The sequence below is a fragment of the Portibacter marinus genome (assembly GCF_021533195.1).
GTDB classification, from domain to species: Bacteria; Bacteroidota; Bacteroidia; order Chitinophagales; family Saprospiraceae; genus Portibacter; species Portibacter marinus.
Window position 1 is genome coordinate 102,411 of record NZ_JAJNKB010000006.1, and the last position, 23,785, is coordinate 126,195.

Consider the following 23,785-nt stretch of genomic DNA (forward strand, 5'->3'; position numbering starts at 1 on the left):
TTTCAATAGAATTAAGTTAAATTTCAGAATTGTTTAACACTAAAAACTAAATAGGATGAATTGTAAGCAAAGAATTACTGAAATGAATAAAATGATGGCACAAGGAAAGGTGATGGAAGCATTTGAGAAATATTATGCGGAAGATTGTGAAATCATCGAGAAACCGACGGGCGAGGTCAGAAAAGGGAAAGATGCGCAAAGAAAAGCCATTAAAGATTGGTTTGAAATGACACAGGAACATCATGGTGGGTCCATCGGTGCGATTACATCTGATGAAGATTCGAAAGTTACCATGGTCCAGTCAACTACAGATGTGACAATGAAGGGTCAGGGTAGAATGAAAATGGAAGAGGTGGCCGTCCAACATTGGAACGACGACGGTCAAATTGTGAAAGAAGAATTTTACTACCAATTGGGTCCTCCTCCTCAAATGGGTTAATGGAAACTAGACGTCATCTGGCTATAAATCTCTGATAATCCTTTGATTGTAATAGAAAGTTATTGAAATTACAAACAATAATCTAAGTGATTTATAGTTAGATTTTTATGAAAACCAATGCACTAATACTACTGATGGTTTTTATGACCATGTCGGGCCTCTCTGGCCAAAGGCATAACATTGTTCCTAATTCCAGTTTTGAGGAATTTAGTGGTGTTCCACTTGGATGGTTTTATAATGGTGGTCAATTTACAAGGCTTGTAAAATATTGGTCTTCTCCTACTCTTGCTTCTCCTGATGCATTCGGTCCAGGGATTGTCGTTCCGAAACATTGGCAGAAAAAAGGCTTCGGAGCCATCAAACCATTTGACGGAAGTGCAATGGTGGGCATTACTGTTTTTGGATGTGCTGATGGAAAACCGCACTGCAGGGAATATTTACACATTCAGTTGAGTGAGCCTCTTGTAAAGGGTCAAAAATATGAGCTGAGTTACTACGTAAGCCATTTGGAAGGCAGTCTCTACATTGACAGATTAGGGGCCGTATTCACGCACCAGGATATAAGTCAAAGTGATGATCAGGTCATAACTGCAAAGCCACAGATTTATTCCTCGGATATCGTAAGGCCAATAAAGGGTCAATGGGCTCAGATCAAACACACATTTGTGGCTGATGAGGCGTATGATTATATCACTTTAGGAAACTTTTTCAGTGATGAACAATGTAGCGTTTTGAGAGATGAAGCGAAGTATGAATTCAGTTATTACTACATTGATAAAGTTTCACTTTACAAGCAACCTCCATTTATAGAGGAAGAAATTCCTGAAGATGACATAACCCTGCAATCATTGGAAGTTGGTAAAAAGATTCAATTAAAGAACATCTACTTTGATCTGGATAAAAGTGATTTGCTCCCTAGAAGTTATGTGGAGTTGAATAAATTAAGACAGATTCTTAAAGAGCATCCGAATATGAGAATCGAAGTTCATGGCCATACAGACATACAAGGAGAATCGGATTATAATGAAGAGCTTTCCTTGCAACGATCTAAATCAGTTACCAAATACCTCATCAACAATGGCGTCTCGTCAGACAGAATTGACTTTAAAGGATACGGGAGTAATATGCCTATTGCTAATAATGCAGACGAAAAGGGTCGACAACTTAATCGCAGGGTTGAAATTCTGATCACTGCATTGTAATTTATACCTTTGTCTTCATGTTATTACCTTACTTCAAAAAAGGTGCCCTGGAAGCTGGATGTGATGAGGCGGGCAGAGGATGTATTGCCGGTCCTGTATTTGCTGCAGCAGTCATTTTGCCAGCCGATTTTAGGCACGAATTTCTCAATGATTCCAAGAAGATTAATCGCAAACAGAGGGATGCGCTCAGACCAGTCATCGAGAAAGAGGCTGTTAGTTGGGCAGTAGCTAAAGTTAACCCATCCGAGATAGATAAGATCAATATACTTAATGCGTCATTTAAAGCCATGCATTTGGCAATCGATAAGTTAGCATGTAGACCAGAGCATTTGTTGATCGATGGTAACCGTTTTAAGCCCTACCAGTCGGTCACCTATAACTGCATCATAAAAGGTGATGGTAAGTATAATTCTATTGCCGCCGCCTCAATTTTGGCAAAAACGTACAGGGATATTTATATGGAATCTTTTCACAAGAGATATCCATATTTTGATTGGATAAATAATAAAGGTTATCCGACTGAGCGTCATAGAAAAGCAGTTTTAGAGAATGGTCCATGTATCCATCATCGGAAATCCTTCAGATTGCACCCTTCCTGGGAGCAAGGTCAATTGTTTTAATGAGAATATTTAAGTTGATCCATGTTTTTGATTTAGCACATAATCTTATACTAAAAGCTTAGCTAAGCTTTCGCTTATTTTACTAAATCATATTTTTCAAGTCTCTTTTCGAAATGCCTAGTTGCTCACAAGTGTATCTCACAAATTTCTTTTTGGACCCAAAGTAGTCCTTGTATAAGTGTTCGAAAAGGGCAGCCCTATAAGCTTTTTTCTTAGCAATTGCATAGTATTTATGTGAGCGTCCGTATGATCTGTGACCGATATAGCCCTCACTTTTCAGCTTCCGTACTATGGATGACACAGTATTGTAGTGTGGTTTGGGGTCGGGAAACTCATCTAAAATGTCCTGAACAAATGCTTTTTTTAGTTTCCATAGAATATACATGACCTTTTCTTCTTTCGGATTAAATCTTCGAATCATTCAACTAAGTTTTAGTTAAATATAGAAAATGCCCTGACATTTATCCTATTGTTCAACACTAATTCACCAGGTCATTAGCCAACGAAGAAAATATCACTATTGTTTGAATCAAGAATGAAAAATCCATTATATTTGCAGCCGCTAAATCAGAAGTGATTGGCTTCTTACAATTAGCACCAAGAAACTTTTTCCTTGAAATTTAGCAAAGGGTCGCCGATGAAAAGACGACTATTTGTTTTCACGAGGATGAAGACAAGTGACATAAAAAAATGGCGTGGTAGCTCAGCTGGTTAGAGCGCAGGATTCATAATCCTGAGGTCGGGAGTTCAAGTCTCCCCCACGCTACAACAAACTTTAACGGACTTTCAGAATAAACTGGTAGTCCGTTTCTTTTTTCCGCAGCTTTCCAAAACCCGGACATCCTTTCCCGGCCCTGTTCAATTTATAGTTCAGGTTCCCTGGAGCTTCAGTTTTATGATTGCATCTCTTACAATACTGAATTTTATAGCTGTCCACTGATTGAGGAGGACCACCAGAAATATTTAGAATAAATTTCCCAAAAGCTATTTCGTAAAAGATTTCTTGGTGTACTACTGACAAAGAATCCGCATCCCTTTTTTATTTTATTGAAATACACCAGAGAAAACTCAATTGAATACTAAGTCATTGGACCATACCATATAACCACAACTGTGGGCGACCCTTACAGAAGACTATCCTACAAATTGCGCCAAGTTTTTTAGACCATTAAAGACAGATCACACTAAAAGGACCAGTGAAATCATGAAGTAGATCCTTTTGCAAGTCAATACCGCGTGTCCTTTACATACGGCAACAAATCCATTTTCTCTACTTCTAAACTGGGGAAACCAAAGTCTTCAACGATGGTTCCCCTTATAATGTAGCATCCCTTGCCTTTAAAGGGATATTCTGCCAGGCATGGTGGAAAATGGATAGTGTCAAAAAATTGCCCTTCACAATCAATCCAGGTTCCGAAATTCATCAATCTACGATTGACTGTGGTGACATTCTTTCTCGTGACGAAATAGCCTAACATATCAACGGTGGATCCAACATATTGGGACATATGCCTGGTCATGATTTCACCTCGAAAATCCGTCTGCAACAGATCGAAAGGTGATCGTAAAGTAAACCCTAATAGTTCAAGTTCATCAAAAGCCTGCTCAAACGGACCCTCAGTAAGAACGGGTAGCTCAAAGGTATCCTTCTGTGGCTCGAAAAAGGAGCCCGTTCCAATATGCTTTCTCTGTGGTTGATGCACGGCGTTTTTCTCCCACATCAACTGATACTTGTTAAGTCCTGTAAATCTAAAGGCGCCTATTCTGATTAAGATTTCCAATTGATTTTTGTCTACATCTACTCTATGTACAAAGTTTTGTAGACTACTAAAGTGACCGTTCCTATTTCGTTCGGATACAATATGCTCTGCAAGATTTTTTTCCAGGTCTGAGATATGTACCAAACCTATATAGATAGTGATTCCATCGATGCTGGTCAGGTACTCACTACGATTTATACAGGGCGCCTCGATATCGGCACCTTGCATCCTGGCTTCATGCACATATAATTCTGTAGAATAGAAACCGCCGAAGTTGTTGATGACAGCCACCATAAATTCAAGTGGATAATAAGTTTTCAGATACAGACTTTGAAAGGATTCCACTGCAAAACTTGCAGAATGTGCTTTGCAGAAAGAGTAACCACTAAAACTTTCAATCTGACGCCAAACCTCCGCTGTTAATTCTTTTGGATATCCACGATCAGAACAATTCCTAAAGTACTTTTGCTTTAGCCGCTCAAAGGTCGCCGAATTTTTTTTCTTACCAGTCATGATTTTACGGAGAACATCAGACTCATCAAGGCCCAACCCAGAAAAATGGTGAATGATTTTCATGACATCCTCCTGATAAACCATCACGCCGTAGGTTTCACCCAGATGTTTTTCAAACACCGGATGAATGTGTTCATAGGAATCGGGATTATGAAATCTGCGAATATATTCACGCATCATACCAGACTTGGCCACTCCAGGCCTGATAATGGAGCTGGCTGCGATCAGATGTACATAGTTATCGCACCTTAATTTGGTGAGTAAGCCTCGCATGGCCGGCGATTCAATGTAAAAGCAACCAATACATTGTCCGCTGTGCAATTGTTGTCGAACTTTTTGGTCCCGCTTTATTCTTTCTATCTGGTGAATATCCACTGACACTCCCCTATTTTTGAAGATCAGGTCCACCGCATCCTTAATGTGACCCAGACCTCTTTGACTTAAAATGTCAAACTTATGAAAGCCCAGGTCTTCTGCCCCATACATATCGAAGTGGGTAATGGGAAACCCTTTTGGCATGAGTTGCAAGGGCGTGAAATAACTGATAGGCTCTTCGCTAATAATGATGCCTCCTGCATGTATGGAAAGGTAATTCGGAAAGCCCTCGATCATCTTTCCGTACTTAAAGATATGTTCAGCGAAAGGATGGTGCTTCTCCTTATCAAGGGGATGGTCCACAATCAAATCGATATCACTTTTGGGCAAGCCTAGCACTTTGCCGAGTTCTCTAACAATTGATTTTCCTTTGTATGTATTGTAGGTCGCAAGCAGGGCGGTATGTTGTCGTCCATATTTGCGAAAAACATACGCTGTCACATCATCTCTTTCATCCCAGGAAAAATCAATATCAAAATCTGGCGGTGAACTGCGGTGTGGATTAATAAAGCGTTCAAAATACAGATCCAGCTCCAGAGGATCTACATCTGTAATCATTAAGTTGTAAGCAACAATGGAGTTGGCGCCACTACCTCTTCCAACATGATGATAGCCTCTGGTTCGGGCATACCTTATGATATCCCACGTGATCAGAAAATAAGAGGAAAAACCCATATTGTCGATCACCTTTAGTTCTCTCAAGGTGCGGTCCAATGCACCCTCGTGATCACGTCCATATCGTTGAAAACACCCTTCAACCGCCAGTCTGCAAAGCAATGTATAATCGCTTTGCTTATCTTTGGTAAAACTTCTTCTATTGTTCAAGTATGTGCTTTCCAATTCAACTTCACAGTCCTCCAAAATCATTTGGGTATTGCGAATGATCTGAGGAAAATTTTGAAAACGTTCGAATAGTTCACTGCTACTGAACAGTCTTTCAGATGATTTAGCGCAGTCCGAGACCTTTAGTTTTCCTATGACAATATTAAGATCGATACAGCGCAGGATCCGATGTGCTTTGAACTCGTCATCACTCTGAAAGGTCACCGGACTGTACACCACCAATTTTTCTTGATAGGCCTTTAGATCTGAGGTATATAATCTGTTGACCTCCTCAGGTCTGACACCTATGTATTCATTGGTGGTGAATTGCTGAATAGGCTTGATGAGTTTACGATAGATGTAAATTACATTTTTGGAAACAGGTGGCTGTTCCGGTAATCCACCTTTGTTAAAGGAAGCCTGAGTCAGCAATGCGCAAAGCTCCTTAAAGCCTTCACGGTTCCGGGCAATTCCAACATACCTGAATTTTGCCCCTGCACAGTTGGTATGAACCTCCCCCTGCTCATTACTTCGAAATTCAATCCCCAGGATCGGCTTAATGCCCGCTTTCCGACTGGCGCTGACGAATGCAAAAGCAGCCGAGGCAGAGTTAATATCAGTCAACACTAAGGATTTTAGATTCATTTCAGCTGCGGTTTGAACCAGCTTCTGAGGGCTAAGGGTGCCGTAGCGCAGGGAATAATAGGTGTGGCAATTCAAAAACATAAGACGATAAATTCGACATTAAATGACTAAAATATCGACAAATATACAGTTTTGCAAGCAAACATGTTAAAAATGTTGCGCGCCTATACATATTAGATAAATATACATGTGTCAACTTCGTAATTAGAAAAAGCCGTAGGCCACCTCTACATTACTTTTGAAGTGTATTTGATAAAAAACCTTTGTAAACATGCTCCGACTACTGACCGTGCTTCTATGGATACCCATTAGCACACACGCCAACGTTAACCACATTGAAAACCGAGAAACAAGGTTAGAATTGTCGGAGATTCTATCGGGAATGGATTCAACGGAATCCATTCTCATTTTTACTTTTGACTCAGCCCAATTCGTCAACAAAAGAGAAAAAGAAGTTTATGATCTGAATATCAGTCAACTTTACTCTGCCATTGGCCTTCTTCGAAAGGAGTATTTAGAGTTTGAAACAGATCCTTACTGGCACAATGCAGATCAGCTTCAGTTGATACTTAGAGATTTATATGACCAGCTCATTTCACCCATCGAAAAATCATTGACCTCTCGTTTAATCCTAATACCAGGAGCACTGCATCATCAAATTCCCTGGAATATTTTGCTAGATGACCATGGACAATATTTGATAGAGAATCACCAAATATCGATTATTGCTGACCGAAAGCTTCATAACCGATCCAAGCTTGAACTTATCGATCCACAAGAGTTGTCATTATATCATTTCGCACCTCAATTCACAGGTCTAAAAACCCTCAATAGTGAATTTGAAAAAGAAAATTTGAGGCTTCAATTTAATCACTTCCGTAGCAACTATTCTGAGGCAGATATTTTACATATTTCTTCCCATGGCTTACCGGGAGGGCTATTGATTAATGATGATATGGAAATCCTGCGATCAGAAGAGATCAGAAAGTTTGATCTTAATTCCAGATTGGCCTTTATCAATACTTGCTATAGCGCGGAGGTGGTTCAAGCTTTTTTGGATGCCGGAGTAAATTCTGCGGTGGCTAATCTATGGCAAGTAGATGACCGAATAGCCTCATTTATTTCATATGAATTTTATGAAAGTTTACTCACCGGAAGTAGCACCAGCGCAGCGTTGAGACAGGCAATACTGAACTACAGGAATGAAGTTTTATTAAAAAATGAAGATCATCCTTTTCATTGGGGTGGTTATCAACATTATGGTGCTGATCAAACGGTAACAACTTCTAGTAAGGTAGATTTTCGAAAACTGATGTCCATTTTCCTGTCACTGTGTACAACTTTTTCACTGTTAAGCTTTCACTTTGGCAGGAAAATCAAAGGCAAATTAATAGAATACAATTTAATCTAAAGCGCTATTAAATCGTGAGCCCCTCTTTCATCTTTTCAGTGTTTTCGTAAACTTGCAAAGCCTCTATGATTTCTTCTATACTGCCCTCAATGATCTTGTCCAGGCTATATAAAGTCAAATTTATCCTATGATCTGTGACTCTGTTTTGAGGATAATTATAAGTTCTGATTTTATCTGACCGGTCTCCTGACCCTACCAGTGACTTTCGGGTAGAACTCACTTTGTCGTCAAATTCTGCCTGCTGAACTTCTCGGATTTTTTGATACAGGCGACCCATGGCAATTTCTCTATTCTTGATTTGCGACCGGCCATCTGTACTTTCTGCTACAATTCCCGTAGGTAAGTGAGTAAACCTAACTCCGGATTCAGTTTTATTGACATGCTGTCCACCAGCTCCTGAGGCCCTAAAGGTATCCACCTTCAGATCTGCCTTATTGATGTCAATGTCTTCCATTTCGAAAATTGGCATTATTGCTACGGTAGCTGCAGAAGTATGCACCCTACCTTGAGATTCTGTTTTAGGAACTCGTTGCACCCTATGAGCTCCGGATTCAAACTTAAGTTTGCCATATACGTCTTCACCTTTTACTTCAACTGATATTTTGCTAAACCCACCTGCAGAGCCCTCATTGACATAAAGTGTTTCCGTCTTCCAGCCCATAGTTTCGAAGTACTTCATATACATTCGATGCAGGTCTCCGGCAAAAATAGAAGCTTCGTCACCACCGGTTCCAGCCCTGATTTCCATGATCGCATTCTTATCGTCATCTGGATCTTTAGGAATGAGTAGTAATTTAATTTCTTCATCCAACTGCTCCTTACGATCTTTGAGATTTTCCAATTCCATTTTGGCCATTTCTCTCATTTCAGGATCTTTGTCATTTAATAATCCTTCCGCACTTTCCAGGCCTTCTTTTATTTCCTTGTAACTATGGTAGGCATCATCTATAGGCTTGAGGTCTTTATATTCTTTATTGATTTTCATAAAGCGTTTCTGATCGCTGATGATTTCAGGATCAGCCATTTGTTCCTCCAGGCCTTTGAAGCGATGGTGAATTGATTCTAATTTATCGAACATATTTGTGTATTCTCTATTTTTGCGGCTGCAAAAATAAGCAAATAGTTAACAGTGGAGTGAAGATAACTGTTGAATAAGTAAAGTACTATGCCAGAGAACAGCGTAGCTCTTGGTATAAAGTCTAAAATTCGAAATCGGCTTAAAAACTAATCAATTCGAATTTTGTTCTTAATGGCTTGAATGAAATCAGGGCTTGCTTCAGCGCGCTTGACATTCTGCTTAATAAATTTCCTAAAATTTTGCTCTTTAGAAAGAACCCGACTATAATTCGGATCATGATTTACTCTATCGAGTAACGCTCTTTCATCTTCAGTATTAAGCGCTTTGTCCAGATACAAGTCTACTTGCTGTCTGAAGTCCTGAAGATCATTTGTTCTGCTCTGCATTGGTATAGATTTAATAACAAATAATAACAGTCTGCTCTACTATAAATAGTAGAAATTAAAAAAATTTTGAACCAGGGACTGCAATTTCACAAACAATCCCTAAATACTTATTCCTCCTGGCTTGCGGCTTTGGCTCCACGAACATCGCGATAACCTTTGCTTTCAGCGTAACTTTTCAATTTTTCTTTGAGCATATTTCTTGCTCTAAAAAGTCTAGATCTTACCGTTCCAATGGGAACGTTAATGATCTTGGAAATCTCTTCGTATGTGAATCCTTCTACATCACACAACAGTATCACGGTTCTGAAGTCTATGGGGAGTCTATTGATTGCAATAGTGACTTCATCACCCATCATATTCTGAAAGATTTCTTCTCTCAGGTCCAAATAGCTTGTCGAACCACTGTCATCACTATCGTGATAGCTAACAATATCTTCGAAATCTACCTTTGTAGGACGCTTACTTTTTTTACGATATTCGTTAATGTAAGCGTTCTTCAGAATCTTAAACAGCCATGCCTTCGCATTAGTTCCCTCGATGTACTTATCTATAAATCTATAGGCTTTCATATAGGTTTCCTGCACTAAATCATCGGCATCATTCTCATTGTAGGTAAGGTGAAAGGCGAAGGTTTTCAAGGAATCGATATGAGGAAGAAGCTCATTCTCGAAAACGTTATTTTTATCTTTTATTTCTGACAAATTATTTTTTTCTTTTTAAGGTCAATGTTTTCTGTATGAATTCTCGAAGACCTAACCTTTATATTTTATAATTGTTCCGATCCAAGGCTTCACAAATTAGGATAAAAAATCGTAGATAGAAATTTATTAGGGATTGAAAATCGCGTCTACCTCGTGACATTCTCTCTTCCATCAAAGATTCAGCATATGAAAACTTCAAATTTTAAATGGTAGTTGTGAATGATCTTAGTAGAGAAGTGCTTTTACTTTCTATACTATTGATAAAACCTGGTCTTTGATACAAGCGAAGATACGATCACCTTCCTGAATTTTAACTGGTGCCGTTCCTGTAAAATTTCCGAAAGCTGGAAGAATGCCCTGGTTTTTTCCAAAGTAAAAACACGGAAGCTTGACATACTGCCTGCCGCTACCTCTCATTTTAACTCCAGGATGAATATGACCGCATAAATTATAGTAGGATGAATCTTCCTCTGGATGATGTGTTAATTTAAAGGGACCTACTACCTTTTCAGATACACATGAAATCCCTGCCAATACATAGTGTTCATCTTTTAAAATATCATGATTACCAGTGACCAATTCAAACTTTATCTTGGGATATTTGGCAAGTAAGAAGGAAAGTCTATCCCATTCCTTATTGTAATAACTATGAAACAAATCTCCTAAGAAATAGACCGTTTTAGGTTGATACTTCAAAAATAGATGCTCAAGAATTCGAAAGTTTTTTTCAGCGGCTTGATGCGGAATAGGAATATTGTTATTTCGAAAGTGTGTCACCTTTCCAATATGTAAGTCCGCTATAAGAAGGGTTTTTTTCTTCTTCCAATAGATGGCACGTTCACATAACAATTCAAATTCTTCATTTTGGACGAGCACCAATTGAGAATGTGTGCATAAACTTTGTGGCATTGTGCAAAGGTAATATAGAATTTCATAGTTTTAAGAAGGTAAAATCAAATTATATATGAAAATTCTCTATGTTTTAGTGTGTATGTCAATGTTGTCTTGCATAACATCCGGTTCAACCGACCCAACCAATGATGAAGAGCAAGCTCCAAAAGAGAGAATGGCTGGTATTGATTATGAATCCAAATTGGACTCTTTGGGTATTGTGCTGGCTGAGGTGTCTCCACCTGTTGCGAATTATGTAAATATTGTTCAGACAGGAAACCTTTTGTTTTTAGCGGGAAAAGGACCTAAAGATTCTGAGGGGAACTATGTAACTGGTAAGGTAGGGCAAGACTTAAGCATTGAGCAGGGGTATGAAGCAGCAAGGCTCGTAGCAAGTGCTCAACTTTCAGTACTCAAAGATCACTTGGGCGATTTGAATAGAGTGAAGAGGGTCGTCAAAGTTTTAGGCATGGTGAATAGCACGGATGATTTTGGTAATCAGCCTGAGGTGGTCAATGGATTTAGCAATGTGATGGTAGAGGTTTTTGGAGAAAGAGGAAAACATGCCAGGGCAGCTGTGGGCATGGCTTCTTTACCTCGCAACATTTGTGTAGAAATTGAAATGATCGTCGAAGTTTATGACTAAAAAGAAATCTCAAAATGTAAAGCTAATTGATAGAGCTTTTGTCTTATTGATTGCTATACTGATTTTCAACCCACTTTTCTGTCAACAGTATTCTGATAGTTCTGTACAAATAAGCGTATTAACCTTCAATATCTTAGGTGGAAGAACAACGAACGGAAGCATGGATTTGGATCTGGTAGCCAATGTGATCAAAGAGGCTGATCCTGACTTTGTGGCCATGCAAGAAGTAGATTTTAGAGTTAATCGTTCGGGCAAAAGAGATTTGGTGATGGAGTTGGGATCTAGGACATCCATGATCCCTATCTTTGCTAGAGCAATGTATTATGATGGAGGAGAGTACGGTGAAGGGATGCTTTCGAAATACTCTTTTATTTCAACCAGAAACATTGCTCTCCCAGCAGTAGGCAATCAGGAACCAAGGGCTGCGATAGAAATTGTGGTCGAACTACCATCAGGTGATACCATTGCAATCGTGGGCACTCATTTTGCACATGAAGGTCCACAAGGCCGTATTATTCAGGCAAAAAAGTTGGCTTCAGTATACCAAAGCTATTCATATCCGGTAATTCTTGCAGGTGATCTAAACGCTGAGCCTGCATCAGAAGAAATTGAGTTGCTTGAAAACGTGTGGACATCAACATACGATGTCGCCTCACCACAAGCTACTTACCCTTCTGATAAACCTCATAAAAAAATTGATTACATCATGTTTAAACCTTCCACAAAATGGAGCGTCGTAGAGCGAAGAATAATTTGTGATACGCTTGCTTCAGATCACTGTGCCTACTTGGTTACATTTCAACTTCTACCGTAGTTCTTAGTTATGGCCATTGAATAGCCTTAAGCCAAGCCAGGTTTTTAGTATTTCAGTCAGTGTGCGAGAATCAGAACAAACTGTAACGACATACACCGTGATATTTTGAATACAAAAACTAAGATCTCACTTGAGGATGTAAAAATAGGGCTTTTCCAATCGAAAAAGCCCAGCTTTCCTTGTTCTCAAAAAGGATCGGTTCGCGTTTATGAAGCAGGTGCTGCAGCAGCTTCCTTCTTCTCTACGCCAACATTGTATTTTGCTTTAATCTTCTTTTCGATTTCCAGTGCCAACTCGGGATTGTCTCTCATAAATTGTTTCGCACCTTCACGCCCCTGAGCAATCTTAGTACCATCATAGCTATACCATGATCCCGACTTCTGTATTACTTCTACATCAACACCTAGATCAACAATCTCACCAACTTTAGAAATACCTTCACCATACATGATGTCAAACATAGCAATCTTAAATGGAGGTGCTAATTTATTCTTTACCACCTTCACTTTGACCGGATTTCCAACAACATTCCCTTCCTTATCCTTTATAGCAGAACCTGAGCGTCGAATGTCCAGTCTCATGGATGCATAAAATTTAAGTGCGTTACCACCTGTCGTGGTTTCAGGGTTACCAAACATCACACCGATTTTCTCTCTCAACTGATTAATAAAAATGCAGCAGCATCCTGTCTTACCTATGGAGCCAGTTAGCTTCCTCATAGCTTGAGACATCAATCTTGCCTGCAAACCCATTTTTGAATCTCCCATTTCACCTTCTATCTCACTTCGCGGCACCAATGCTGCAACTGAGTCTATTACCAGAATGTCAATTGCGCCTGACCTAATCAAGTTTTCTGCAATTTCTAGCGCCTGTTCACCATTGTCAGGTTGTGAAATCAAAAGGTTTTCTGTATCAACGCCTAATGCTTCTGCATAAAATCTGTCGAATGCATGTTCAGCATCTATAAAGGCAGCAATACCTCCATTTTTTTGGCATTCTGCAATAGCATGAATGGCCAAAGTGGTTTTACCGGATGATTCAGGACCATATATTTCGATTACTCTCCCCTTTGCAAATCCACCTACACCTAAAGCAATGTCTAATCCAAGCGAACCAGTAGGTATCGTCTCTGCATCCACCACCTGTTTATCGCCTAGCTTCATTATGGTTCCTTTACCATAATTCTTCTCTATGCTAGCCATAGCTAGATTTAAAGCTTTGAGCTTATTATCTTTACTCATAATTGTTAATATTAAAAGAATTAAATATAAGTACAAATTTAATATATACTTGACAAGAACAAGAACTTATTGATGATTATCATCATATCTACTTTTCCGGACGTTTATCCGGATCGTACAAAAGCAGAGATAAGCGCTTAATTATTTTAGTATCTGAAAGTTGAATTGCGTTACCAAAAAAAGAAAAAATTTTTCTCGAAAAACAATTTTTTCTGTATTACTACCTACTTCGCTGATAGATTTCTTAGTAATAATAAGAATCACATATAGATCTAATTGATTAAATAAGTATTCATAATCAATCCGTGATCGAAGGATAACTGCTCTTTTAATTCCATTTTAATGGACCGTTTAGAACTGCCAAATACGGGAACACCCTCACCCAGAATAATTGGGTTTATTTTCAATTTTAATTCATCGATTAGCCCATGATCAAGCATCCAGCCAGCTAGTTGACCTCCTCCACATAGATAAACATCGGTTTCAGACTCCTCTTTGACCTCATTGATTTTTTCAACACTGAGACTAGCAACTTCAATATTTTCTGAAGCGCTTTCGAATTTCAGGTTGTCTGAAAATATATAATGTTTCATATGTGGGTAAGCCAGATCGCCTGGTTTCATACCAAACTTATAGCCGAATTCATAGGTTTTTCGACCCATGATTACAGTTTTAAAATTTTGGAGGTCAGCCAGATAGTAATCTACACCATTTCCTTCTCCTACGAAAAGGCTGATGTCTTCATTGCTTCCTGCGATGTAACCATCAAGAGAGGTGGCTACGTAATAGATAATTTTTTTCAATTTCCTGTGATTTAGTATGATAAAAAAGAATGGAAGTATTTACTATGGTGTTCAGTACTAAATCTAAGAAATCATGACTAAGAAAATTTTATGGACCTAAAGATATAATGATAAATTGAAGGATCAAAAAATTAAAAACAGATTTCTTTAAAAAGGGATTTTATAAGAAGATGTTATTAGCCTAAATGAAAAGTGGCCGGATAGCAAAATTGAGGAGCGCTTAGATTAATTAAGATAGTTTTCAGAAAATAGAACGCCTTTTCGTGAATCGTATTCAGCCTGAATACCAGAGTTTAAGAGAGATTTCTTGTAAGGAAAGCGTCGGGTATCAATAATGAACACTTTACATCCAATGGCTGCATTAAGCTCAGGATGAGTTTTTCGCCAACAATTTCCAAGCTCATGTGCAGTAGCATTGTGAGATTTGCGCCACTTTCTTCCGATCACTACTTCGAGATAGATTACACCATTTTTATAATCCAGTAACTTCGAAGAAAGTCCATATCCTACTCGGTAGAACATGTCTGTTTCTAAAAAATGCTTTCTATTTAATTCCTCGATATTCATGCACTTTTCAAGGTGCAGAAATTGTGCCAAACGCAATCATCACGGGCGGTTCAAGACGCCCACATGAAAACATTACAATTTTTTCGATTGCTTAAGTAAGTCATTTTCAACCAACAGAAATTGAAAAAATACCGTAGAAAAAAATTATTTGCTTTCCCTGTGTATATGGAGTGACCAATGATTTTTAACAGCTAATACCCTGATAACGATGATAATCAATACAGATCCCGCTTGTGCGATATATAATGGTATTGACAAACTGCTCATAAATAAATAGACCATTCCACCTAATAAACAAGCAGTAGCGTAAATTTCTTTCCTGAAAATGAGCGGCACTTCATTAGAGAGCGTATCACGCAAAACACCTCCAAAAACAGCAGAAATTGCACCCATTAAAACGCAGATAACAGGTGACAAACCAAGATCAAGACATTTTTGAACACCCAAAACCGTAAATAATCCGATTCCAATGGAATCAAATAAAAACATAGTTTTACGCAACTTGAGAATGGTCTTGCGAAAAAAGTAAACAAGCGGAACTGCCAGAAAAATGATCAATACATAATTGATGTCCTGAATCCAGGATACTGGCAAGGAGCCAGTTAACATGTCTCGAAGTGTACCTCCTCCGACAGAAGTGACAAAGCCCAATACGGATGCTCCAAAAATATCGAAGCGCTTAGAGATCCCTGTAAGTACACCACTTATAGCAAAGACAAGTGTACCTATCAGGTCAATAGCATATATGATGCTCACTTCAGAATAACGGCATCTGCCATAAACTTAAGTTCAACTTTAGGCTCGGTAATGGCCGCAATCGTTTCTTTGGATTCTCCATTATCTTCAGCATAATGCCTTAATTCATCGACACTGGTCTCTTCTTTGTACGCCTTACCTCGCATAACAACAATTTCGCCTGCTATATCCTTGGGCATAAAGAAACCATAGTCCTTGAACTTTACAAACATTGGTTCTGTATCAGGTGTTTCTGAAACGATATTCATCCAGCAACCTTTTGCTTGACAAACGCCTTCTACCTTTCCAATCACTTTGACATTTTCCAATTCCTGGTTAGTCTCCAGTTTTTTAAGCAACTCATCATAGGATATCGCACCTGCTGCATCCATCATCTCTCCAAAGTGTGTACCTTCATCAGTCACACCAACTTCTTTACTTTGAGCACAGGCTATTTGGGCAACCAGTAATAGTAAGAATAAGACATTTTTCATTTTCTTCAATTTTAAGTCCACAAAACTAACTACAATAGTTGGCAAAATAGTTTATAAAGGAGGGAATAAATTACATCTTATACCACTTTTCGTCACTGGAAGAAGAGGCCACAACTGCTTCTATAAATTGCATGCCTCTTAATCCATCCTCTACAGTAGGAAAATCTTTATATACAGCATCTACTTCTTCACCGGCCAGGCGAGCTTGCACACATTTAGCAAAATTCCTGTAGATGTTACCAAAAGCTTCGAGATATCCTTCCGGATGTCCAGCTGGAATCCTTGTATGTGCTGTTGCGGCTTCATAGAGATCTCCCACACCGGTCCTCATGACTTCCATAGGTTTATCTAAATGCTTTACGACTAAAGTGTTGGGCTCCATTTGATGCCATTCCAGACCAGCTTTGGTACCGTAAACCCTTATCGCGAGAGCATTTTCTTCTCCTGCGGAAATCTGAGATGCATAAAGTACACCGCGAGCTCCATTTTCAAATCTTAGTAACACAGAACCGTCATCGTCCAATTGTCTTCCTTCAATGTGCGCATGCAAATCAGCGCAGAGATATTCTATTTTAAGATCAGTGATATATTCTGCCAGGTTTTCAGCATGAGTACCAATATCTCCCATGGCACCTGCAGCCCCTGAACGTTTAGGGTCGGTTCTCCATGAAGCTTGTTTGGAGTCTGAATCTTCTAACTTGGTGCTTAACCAACCCTGCGGATACTCAACCACTACCCTTCGCACTTTTCCAATGTCGCCATTACTTACCATCATTTTAGCCTGTTTGACCATCGGGTAGCCAGTGTAATTGTGGGTCAATGCGAAGATCAATCCGGTATCATTGACAATTTTCACCAAGTCTATAGCCTCATCCATATCAAAAGACAGGGGCTTGTCACAAACCACATGAAATCCATTTTCAAGGGCCATTTTCGCTGGACCATAATGCATATGATTAGGAGTGACAATAGATATAAAATCCATCCTGACATCTTCAGGAAGTTCTTTTTCTTTCATGATCATTTCCTCATATGATCCGTAGACTCTTTCCTCCGGTAAATACAAATCCTTTCCAGAGAGCTTAGATTTTTCAGCACTGCTAGAAAATGCTCCACATACCAACTCTATTTGACCATCAATGGCAGCTGCCATTCTATGTACGCCGCCAATGAATGCCCCTCGGCCTCCGCCGACCATACCCATTCTTATTTTTCTCAAAACAATATATTTTTAATATTACTAATCAACTTATAATCTGTCCTTTACAGCTTTCTGATTTTGATATTCTTAAAATAGACCGGATCATCGTGGTCTTGCAAAGCAATGTGCCCTACATTATATTCACCGAAACCCTTCCAGTCTGCAAACTTTGAATTGGCCACCATCTGCTTCCATGAGTCGTCGAACATGGTAAATTCCACAATTTTGCGTCCATTCTGCCAGTGCTCGATTTTTCCATCTTTAGAAACAATTCTGGAAGTGTTCCATTCACCTGCAGGTTTAACGGTTTTGTATTTGCCTTCAATCATATCGTAAAGATCACCTGCTCGATGTGTCGGATACTTAGTATCTGGGTGACAAGCATCATCCAGAATCTGCATTTCCGGGCCTGTCCGGTAGGTATTCTCGAACTCTTCGGATTCGTGCACAAAATAGATGATTCCACTATTGCCGCAAGGAGAGATCTTCCAGTCTACTGTAAATTCAAAATCTTTATAGGTTTTTTCTGTCATGATGTCCCCTCCATCTATAGCTTTCCTGCTGCCATCGTCTTGCTGCTCAGATTTTAAGGTCAACAGGCCATTTTCCACCACCCAGCTACTGCCTGGTTGTTCTTTCAAGTATCCCTTCCAACCATCTGTATTCTCTCCATTGAAAAGTAATTCCCATCCTGTCTCTTCCTCGGCGGGTGTAAGGGTATTGTCGGAGATCGAAAAAGGCCTGTTTGTTCTAAATCCGGGCTGAGATGAAATATTATTCATGGTATACCATGCCTCAGTACTCCAAAGGTCGTGGTTCATATCACTGACAAACATTTCATCCAGATGTACATATACTACATAACCTTGTCTTATTCCAGGGATCTCCAGAAACACTTTCCTTCTGTCTTCTGATACATTTGCAGATCTTACAGGAAGCCTGGATTCGTTCAACTTGGGACCTCCATACTCAGCAGTAGGTTTATAGTACCATTGACTGATTTCGTAGGCATTAGTATTCCATCCTTCGCCAGGTCTTAAGGGTTCGGTGAATTCGATTTCCAGTCCATTAGAACGAGATCGGACAGCAAGCATCTCAAATGTAGAGGTGTCGTTATAGGCCAGTCGTTGCAATCCGTACCAATTTGTACCCACATTCTGCCAATTGCCCGGATTCCCTACTCCTCCAACGTAAAGAGCGTCATCTGGTCCCCATACGATTCGATTTACTCCAGCTTCTAATCCTTGAGTAAATCTGAATACCGCTCCCTGATATTCACCATTTATTTTTTCAACAAATACTCTTTTAATTCCACCATGCGTGACCTCACCATGAATCATTTGTCCTTCATAAGGGCCTACATTCAGATAAGAGGGAGTGGAGGGTGAGTTTCCTATTTCATCTTGGGGCAACCATACCAGAGGATTTTTTTCTTCAAGATTGGCAGTACCTTCGAAATCTACAGAACGACCTCCGAAAAAATCCCCTTCTGTAACATGCACAATTTTGCTGGATGGAAGCCAATCTCCCTGATTGTCAGCAACAAAGATTTCATCATCTACACCTATTCCTATTCCGTTAGGCGTTCTGAGGCCTTCTGCAATGAATTCTAATGCACCAGTTTCCTTGTTTATTTTTATGACCTTTCCGCGGTCTTGAATTTGAGGCTGCATACTGGCTCCACCCGGCAATATGGCTGTGGCGAGTGTAGCGTAAAAGTGACCGTCCTGATATTCCAGCCCAAAACCAAACTCATGGAAATTGGTGGAAACATCCCAGTCATTGCTTACTGTGATATATTCATCGATCATCTCATCGCCATTAGTATCGACAAGCTTAGTCAATTCCTGTTTCTGCATTACGTAGATTTCACCGTCTACTACTTTCAAACCTAAAGGTTCTGCTAAACCAGAAGCAATTTTTTTAACTGTAATCTGAGAGGGATTTCCAGAGGTTACGTTGCTCAAAAGATAAACGCCTCCTTCTTCATCCCAGGTACTCACGGCCAATCTACCATCTGGTAAGAAATCCATGCCTCCGACCTTTGGCATAAACGAAACAGGTCTTGCCTGACTAAGTGTGAAGCTTGGATGCACCTGAGTTAATACTGATTTATCACCGGGTATGGTATTCATAGAAGCCATTGGCAATGACAAGCCTTCTATCTCCGATTGCTTATTTCTATTATGGTAAATCACTGCAGGGGGAACCACTTCGAATGCTCCGGCATCTTTTGGTTTCCAATTAAATGACAAGAACTTTCCTCCTGCACCATTAAAGTACTCAATGCGAAATTTATGATGACCTTGTTTAAGACCTACCTTCGCATCCTTACTTTCTACACCGTGAGTGCCATCCAAATCAATCACCAAGTCATCATTTATATAGAGTTTCGACCCATCGTCGCTCCACATTCTAAAGATAATTTCAGAATCCTCTTCAATATGGAGAAAGCCTTCAGAAACTATGATAAAATTATCTCTTAGGTCGGTGAACTTTCCATCATTCATGTTGTCAAAGTTGGGCATAATACCACCCATAATAGGACTAGTCAATGTTCTGTAGTCTGGAAGTATTTGAATGCCTGGACTAGCTCTATACACTTTCACCAAAGCACCCAAGATCAAATCATTTTCTGATACTTCAACAGGCTCTAGGTAATCATCCGCAGAAATAACACCTGTAGTCGAACCACCTGCTTTTTCACTTTCAGGTACCAATCCTAAAATATAGTCAACCATTTTTTCGAGGTCGCTATCAGGAATATTGGGATGGGCTGTCATAACGGCCTCTCCCCACACACCATTGCCTCCAGATCTTATTTTTCCTTTTAAGTAATTAATGTTGTCCTCTGTCGCAGCATATCTTCTGGCGATGGTCATGTATGCAGGGCCGACAGTCTTCATTCTTACATTGTGACATGTTCTGCAATCGCTGGCTGAAATCAGTGCAAGTCCTTCATTCGCTGATGAAGACATGGCCTTTTTCCTGTATTTCGTATTTTCAATCAATGGCTTGGTAGCAAAAGTCGTAGTCAATTGCGTTGGTCCAGTGGTATTCATCCACAAAATTCCATCCTGTTGCAAGGCTGTGATTTGATCGATAGATACTTCCTCACTCTCGATAATTTCAAAATTACTGTTGGTCTGGACGTTGGAGGGAATAAGGATGGAAGATACATTGGTTCGAAGTCCAAGCTCCAATGATGAGGGTAGTCCTTCGACAGTGAATGTTCTTTCAAAGCCTACTTTACCGCTTTCATCACGAACCATTTCCGGACGCTCAGTCACCTGCACTTTTTGATTACTTGGAGTAGTGATTTCGTACATCATGATGGCTTGATTGCCCATCATCTTGTGCCCTTTGTAGGCTGCATCAACCTCAACTATTTCATCTCCATTCTTGACCCTCCACGGATTTTCATGATTATTTACAATATATGCATCCCCAATGATCTTTGGTTGGGGCCCATGCGCTGAAGTATATACTGCTCCATCAAAATCGACCGAGCCTTTCCATGCTTTGTATAGTGACGCATTTTCAGTAGAATAGGCAACCCATAAATCTTCGCCAAGAGCAAAGGTTATTGCCCTGGGCATGTCATCCAATACAGACCGAAAAACCCATGGAGAATGTGCCCTGCTGTCTTGCTCTACAACTACTTCGTCTTTTCCACATGAAAAAAGAGTGACAATGGTTAATATGAGGATTAAAAATTTACAATAATTACGCATTCTATGTTATATGATTTAAGAGCTTGAATATAGAAAATAAAAGAGTAAACATGGAGCGTTGCCTTATTTTAAAAACTAATGCTCAATAAATTCATTTTCTTTGCATCAAAATTTATAATTCTTTTCCTAAAATCTTAATCGATCGATGAATGGCTTTGAAAAAATGAATTTTTTAGGAGGCCAAAAAACGCCCTTCTTCTTCATGGTAGACTTTGAATTGGAAAATATTCTGGTTCTTGAAAAGAACGAATGGGAAGATGTTTTTTTTGATGTCAATGGCATTAAGAATCATAATATAAAGTACGGTTCGCAAAGAATCAACATTCAAAAAGGCCGAACTCCCTTTAAGGAATACAAAGAAGCATTCGACTTGGTTCATAGGGAATTGCATTATGGCAATAGTTTTTTACTAAATCTCACCAAAGCCACCGAAATTAAAATTGAACACACGCTATTCGACGTTTTTCTTAATTCAAAAGCAAAATATAAATTGTTCTATAAGGATGAATTTGTTTGTTTTTCCCCGGAACCCTTTATTAGGATTAAGAACAACATCATTTCCAGTTATCCCATGAAAGGTACGGCGAATGCAAATGTGCCTAATGCAGCGCTAAAACTTATTGCTAATGAAAAAGAATTGTCTGAACACTATACCATAGTGGATTTGATTCGCAACGACTTATCCATCGTTTCTGAAAATGTAATGGTTAAAAAATTCAGGTATTTGGAAACAGTAGAGTCAGAAAAACAGAAGCTTTATCAATTATCCAGCGAAATTAGCGGTGATCTGCCGGAGGATTGGACCACTCGTGTGGGGGATATGTTCGAAAATATTTTGCCAGCTGGTTCTATATCGGGCGCTCCAAAAAAGAAGACGGTTGAAATCATCAAGAGAGCTGAAAAAGAAAAGCGAGGATTTTATACCGGAATCATGGGCTATTTTGATGGACAAAGCCTTGATTCAGGTGTGATGATCAGATTTATAGAGCGAAGGGGAGAGCAGTATTACTATAGAAGTGGAGGGGGAATTACCTTTATGAGTGAGCTAAACAGCGAGTATTCCGAATTAATTGATAAGATCTATGTGCCTGTTTTTAGAAACAATTAAGATACATAATGGACGGCGTATCAATCTGGATGGGCATTCGCGCAGAATGAATGACACCAGAAATCATCATTTTCAAGAAATAAGAAACATTGACCTAAAGCAAGTAATAGAAGTGCCTCTAGAATTCAGAATAGGAATAGTTAAATGCAGGGTGCTTTATGGAAGAATGATCGAAAGAATTGAATTTGAACATTATGTGTTTCGCCAGCCTCAATCTTTCAAAATGGTAGATGGTAATAAGCTGAACTATACTTATAAGTATGCAGACAGAAGTTCATTAAAGGAATTATATAATCAGCGGGGTAAGGCAGACGATATCTTAATTTTTAAGAATGGTTTGTTGACGGATAGTTTTTACGCCAATGTTGCTGTATTAAAAAATGGAATCTGGTATACGCCGAACCAACCGCTTTTAGAAGGAACGTACAGATCCAAACTTTTAATGAACGAAAAATTAGTTAAAGCAAATATTTCGAAAGAAACTATTCATTCTTTTCATAGAATAAAGCTCTTTAATGCTTTATTGGAATGGACTGGTCACGATTCTGTGGTAATTCAACGAAATGTTAGTTTGTTTTAAAACTATTTCATAGAAGTTGTAAGTTCATCAGAAATGTAGGGACTCTTTTTCTGAAGCATTGAACTTTCCATGTGGATCAGCGTATAGCTTTCTCGGTTCTTTCTCAACCAGTCCATCGCATATTCCAGCTGATGGTAAAACTCATCCTCCATAAGTTGGGATTCATCGACGAAGCTAAAGGGGTATTCATAGATCAATGGCATGATGCTCTTCAGCAGAAAATAACGCTGATAGTCTTTTAACCTTTGACCTATGAGTTCCGTATTATCATCACTAAGTATTTCATCTATAATCAGGTCGAAAATCTGACGATCATTGGTATAAGAAAGCCCGGGCAAAAGTTTATCAAAAAATCTCTTATCCAAGGGGTATTCTTTCATTATTTTGGTACAAATCGCGAGTGCTTCCGGATTTCCTACTCTGGCAAGGCCCTGTACAATATCCCACTCTTTGATAATATCGTCTTCCGTAAACTGAGATATATCCGGAATGGCTTCGTCAAGGTTCATATAGCCGGCTAAGACTACATAGTGCTTTCTATTTTGATCAATGGCAATCAGTTCCTTAATCATTGTAACTGACATATCATTGAAATCTTCTTTCTCAAATTGAATCAAATGATTGCCCAGTCTATATCTTAGATAAGGGCTTCGATCATTGAGGCAAGCGCTAAGATGGTCTTCTACTACCTGTTGTTTCAATTCTTTTTTATCCGTATAGTTGTAAATATTTCGGGATAGAGCATAAGCTTTTGACCTGCAACGTGCACTTTTATCGTCATAGAAATTATTAGACAAAGATTTTAACGCAGGTTTGTGGTTTCTGGACTTTTTAAGAAAGTCTGAAGATCCGTTATTTGATAAATATATTGAAGAATAAAGCTTTTTATAAATGCCATGGTTTTGCCCTGACAGCATAGAAGCTGTTAAGAATAGAGCTAAAAAGGTGACTAAACCCCTGCTCTTAAAGTAGAATACGAGGGTTTTCATATTAAATAATTAAGGTCGTCTTCCTATTTT

The 23,785-nt window shown here is 39.1% G+C and carries 22 protein-coding genes and 1 tRNA gene; 9 read left to right on the forward strand and 14 right to left on the reverse strand.

Annotated features, from left to right (window positions below; translation table 11 throughout):
• Positions 1-55 precede the first annotated feature (55 nt).
• From L2567_RS14400 to L2567_RS14410, 3 genes are all read left to right on the forward strand, one after another.
• The gene (locus L2567_RS14400) at positions 56-439 is read left to right on the forward strand and encodes a SnoaL-like domain-containing protein (RefSeq protein WP_235298498.1); all 384 of its coding nucleotides are present in this window, start codon (positions 56-58) and stop codon (positions 437-439) included.
• Between the two features lie 107 nt (positions 440-546).
• Positions 547-1,641 (forward strand): OmpA family protein, encoded by a 1,095-nt coding sequence (locus L2567_RS14405; protein ID WP_235298499.1) that lies wholly within the window; start codon positions 547-549, stop codon positions 1,639-1,641.
• 17 nt (positions 1,642-1,658) lie between these two features.
• Positions 1,659-2,261: a ribonuclease HII gene (locus L2567_RS14410; RefSeq protein WP_235298500.1), complete on the forward strand. Its 603-nt coding sequence runs from the start codon at positions 1,659-1,661 to the stop codon at positions 2,259-2,261.
• Positions 2,262-2,343: 82 nt separating this feature from the next.
• Here the strand turns inward: L2567_RS14410 and L2567_RS14415 are convergent, their stop codons facing one another.
• Positions 2,344-2,682 carry a BlaI/MecI/CopY family transcriptional regulator gene (locus L2567_RS14415; protein ID WP_235298501.1) on the reverse strand — a complete coding sequence of 113 codons (339 nt, stop codon included), beginning with the start codon at positions 2,680-2,682 and terminating at the stop codon, positions 2,344-2,346.
• 271 nt (positions 2,683-2,953) lie between these two features.
• On the opposite strand from L2567_RS14415, the gene L2567_RS14420 reads away from it, so the two are divergent.
• Positions 2,954-3,027, forward strand: a tRNA-Met gene (locus L2567_RS14420).
• Positions 3,028-3,487: 460 nt separating this feature from the next.
• On the opposite strand, the gene L2567_RS14425 is transcribed toward L2567_RS14420, so the two are convergent.
• Positions 3,488-6,457: a DNA polymerase III subunit alpha gene (locus tag L2567_RS14425; protein WP_235298502.1), complete on the reverse strand. Its 2,970-nt coding sequence runs from the start codon at positions 6,455-6,457 to the stop codon at positions 3,488-3,490.
• A 190-nt stretch (positions 6,458-6,647) separates the two neighbouring features.
• Between L2567_RS14425 and L2567_RS14430 the strand changes: the two genes are divergently transcribed.
• Entirely contained in the window at positions 6,648-7,787 is a 1,140-nt protein-coding gene (locus L2567_RS14430; protein ID WP_235298503.1) for a CHAT domain-containing protein, read from the forward strand.
• Positions 7,788-7,794: 7 nt separating this feature from the next.
• Here the strand turns inward: L2567_RS14430 and prfA are convergent, their stop codons facing one another.
• The 4 genes from prfA to pdeM form a co-directional block, all read right to left on the reverse strand.
• On the reverse strand, positions 7,795-8,865 hold the full coding sequence (prfA, locus tag L2567_RS14435; protein ID WP_235298504.1) for a peptide chain release factor 1: 1,071 nt from the start codon (positions 8,863-8,865) through the stop codon (positions 7,795-7,797).
• 146 nt (positions 8,866-9,011) lie between these two features.
• Complete coding sequence (locus tag L2567_RS14440) at positions 9,012-9,251, reverse strand: hypothetical protein (protein WP_235298505.1); 240 nt, start codon at positions 9,249-9,251, stop codon at positions 9,012-9,014.
• Between the two features lie 107 nt (positions 9,252-9,358).
• Positions 9,359-9,952 (reverse strand): sigma-70 family RNA polymerase sigma factor, encoded by a 594-nt coding sequence (locus L2567_RS14445; RefSeq protein ID WP_235298506.1) that lies wholly within the window; start codon positions 9,950-9,952, stop codon positions 9,359-9,361.
• 249 nt (positions 9,953-10,201) lie between these two features.
• Positions 10,202-10,861 carry a ligase-associated DNA damage response endonuclease PdeM gene (gene pdeM, locus L2567_RS14450; RefSeq protein ID WP_235298507.1) on the reverse strand — a complete coding sequence of 220 codons (660 nt, stop codon included), beginning with the start codon at positions 10,859-10,861 and terminating at the stop codon, positions 10,202-10,204.
• 55 nt (positions 10,862-10,916) lie between these two features.
• Between pdeM and L2567_RS14455 the strand changes: the two genes are divergently transcribed.
• The gene (locus tag L2567_RS14455) at positions 10,917-11,489 is read left to right on the forward strand and encodes a RidA family protein (protein WP_235298508.1); all 573 of its coding nucleotides are present in this window, start codon (positions 10,917-10,919) and stop codon (positions 11,487-11,489) included.
• Positions 11,482-12,303, forward strand: a complete 822-nt coding sequence (locus tag L2567_RS14460; RefSeq protein WP_235298509.1) for an endonuclease/exonuclease/phosphatase family protein — start codon at positions 11,482-11,484, stop codon at positions 12,301-12,303. Before L2567_RS14455 ends, L2567_RS14460 begins: the two co-directional genes overlap by 8 nt.
• A 206-nt stretch (positions 12,304-12,509) precedes the next feature.
• Here the strand turns inward: L2567_RS14460 and recA are convergent, their stop codons facing one another.
• The 7 genes from recA to L2567_RS14495 form a co-directional block, all read right to left on the reverse strand.
• Complete coding sequence (gene recA / locus L2567_RS14465; protein ID WP_235298510.1) at positions 12,510-13,544, reverse strand: recombinase RecA; 1,035 nt, start codon at positions 13,542-13,544, stop codon at positions 12,510-12,512.
• A 272-nt stretch (positions 13,545-13,816) separates the two neighbouring features.
• The gene (locus L2567_RS14470; RefSeq protein WP_235298511.1) at positions 13,817-14,347 is read right to left on the reverse strand and encodes a dihydrofolate reductase family protein; all 531 of its coding nucleotides are present in this window, start codon (positions 14,345-14,347) and stop codon (positions 13,817-13,819) included.
• A 225-nt stretch (positions 14,348-14,572) separates the two neighbouring features.
• A complete protein-coding gene (locus tag L2567_RS14475) occupies positions 14,573-14,914 on the reverse strand; it encodes a hypothetical protein (RefSeq protein ID WP_235298512.1) in 342 nt (113 codons plus the stop codon).
• A gap of 144 nt (positions 14,915-15,058) precedes the next feature.
• On the reverse strand, positions 15,059-15,670 hold the full coding sequence (locus tag L2567_RS14480) for a trimeric intracellular cation channel family protein (RefSeq protein WP_235298513.1): 612 nt from the start codon (positions 15,668-15,670) through the stop codon (positions 15,059-15,061).
• Complete coding sequence (locus L2567_RS14485) at positions 15,667-16,143, reverse strand: DUF4920 domain-containing protein (protein WP_235298514.1); 477 nt, start codon at positions 16,141-16,143, stop codon at positions 15,667-15,669. Before L2567_RS14485 ends, L2567_RS14480 begins: the two co-directional genes overlap by 4 nt.
• A 70-nt stretch (positions 16,144-16,213) precedes the next feature.
• Complete coding sequence (locus L2567_RS14490; protein ID WP_406626707.1) at positions 16,214-17,347, reverse strand: Gfo/Idh/MocA family protein; 1,134 nt, start codon at positions 17,345-17,347, stop codon at positions 16,214-16,216.
• A 59-nt stretch (positions 17,348-17,406) separates the two neighbouring features.
• Entirely contained in the window at positions 17,407-21,078 is a 3,672-nt protein-coding gene (locus tag L2567_RS14495) for a family 16 glycoside hydrolase (protein WP_235298516.1), read from the reverse strand.
• Positions 21,079-21,223: 145 nt separating this feature from the next.
• Between L2567_RS14495 and L2567_RS14500 the strand changes: the two genes are divergently transcribed.
• The gene (locus L2567_RS14500) at positions 21,224-22,186 is read left to right on the forward strand and encodes an aminodeoxychorismate synthase component I (RefSeq protein WP_235298517.1); all 963 of its coding nucleotides are present in this window, start codon (positions 21,224-21,226) and stop codon (positions 22,184-22,186) included.
• A gap of 46 nt (positions 22,187-22,232) precedes the next feature.
• Positions 22,233-22,766, forward strand: a complete 534-nt coding sequence (locus L2567_RS14505; RefSeq protein WP_235298518.1) for an aminotransferase class IV — start codon at positions 22,233-22,235, stop codon at positions 22,764-22,766.
• Between the two features lie 2 nt (positions 22,767-22,768).
• Here L2567_RS14505 and L2567_RS14510 read toward each other — a convergent pair whose 3' ends face one another.
• Entirely contained in the window at positions 22,769-23,755 is a 987-nt protein-coding gene (locus tag L2567_RS14510; protein WP_235298519.1) for a hypothetical protein, read from the reverse strand.
• Positions 23,756-23,785: the final 30 nt, after the last annotated feature.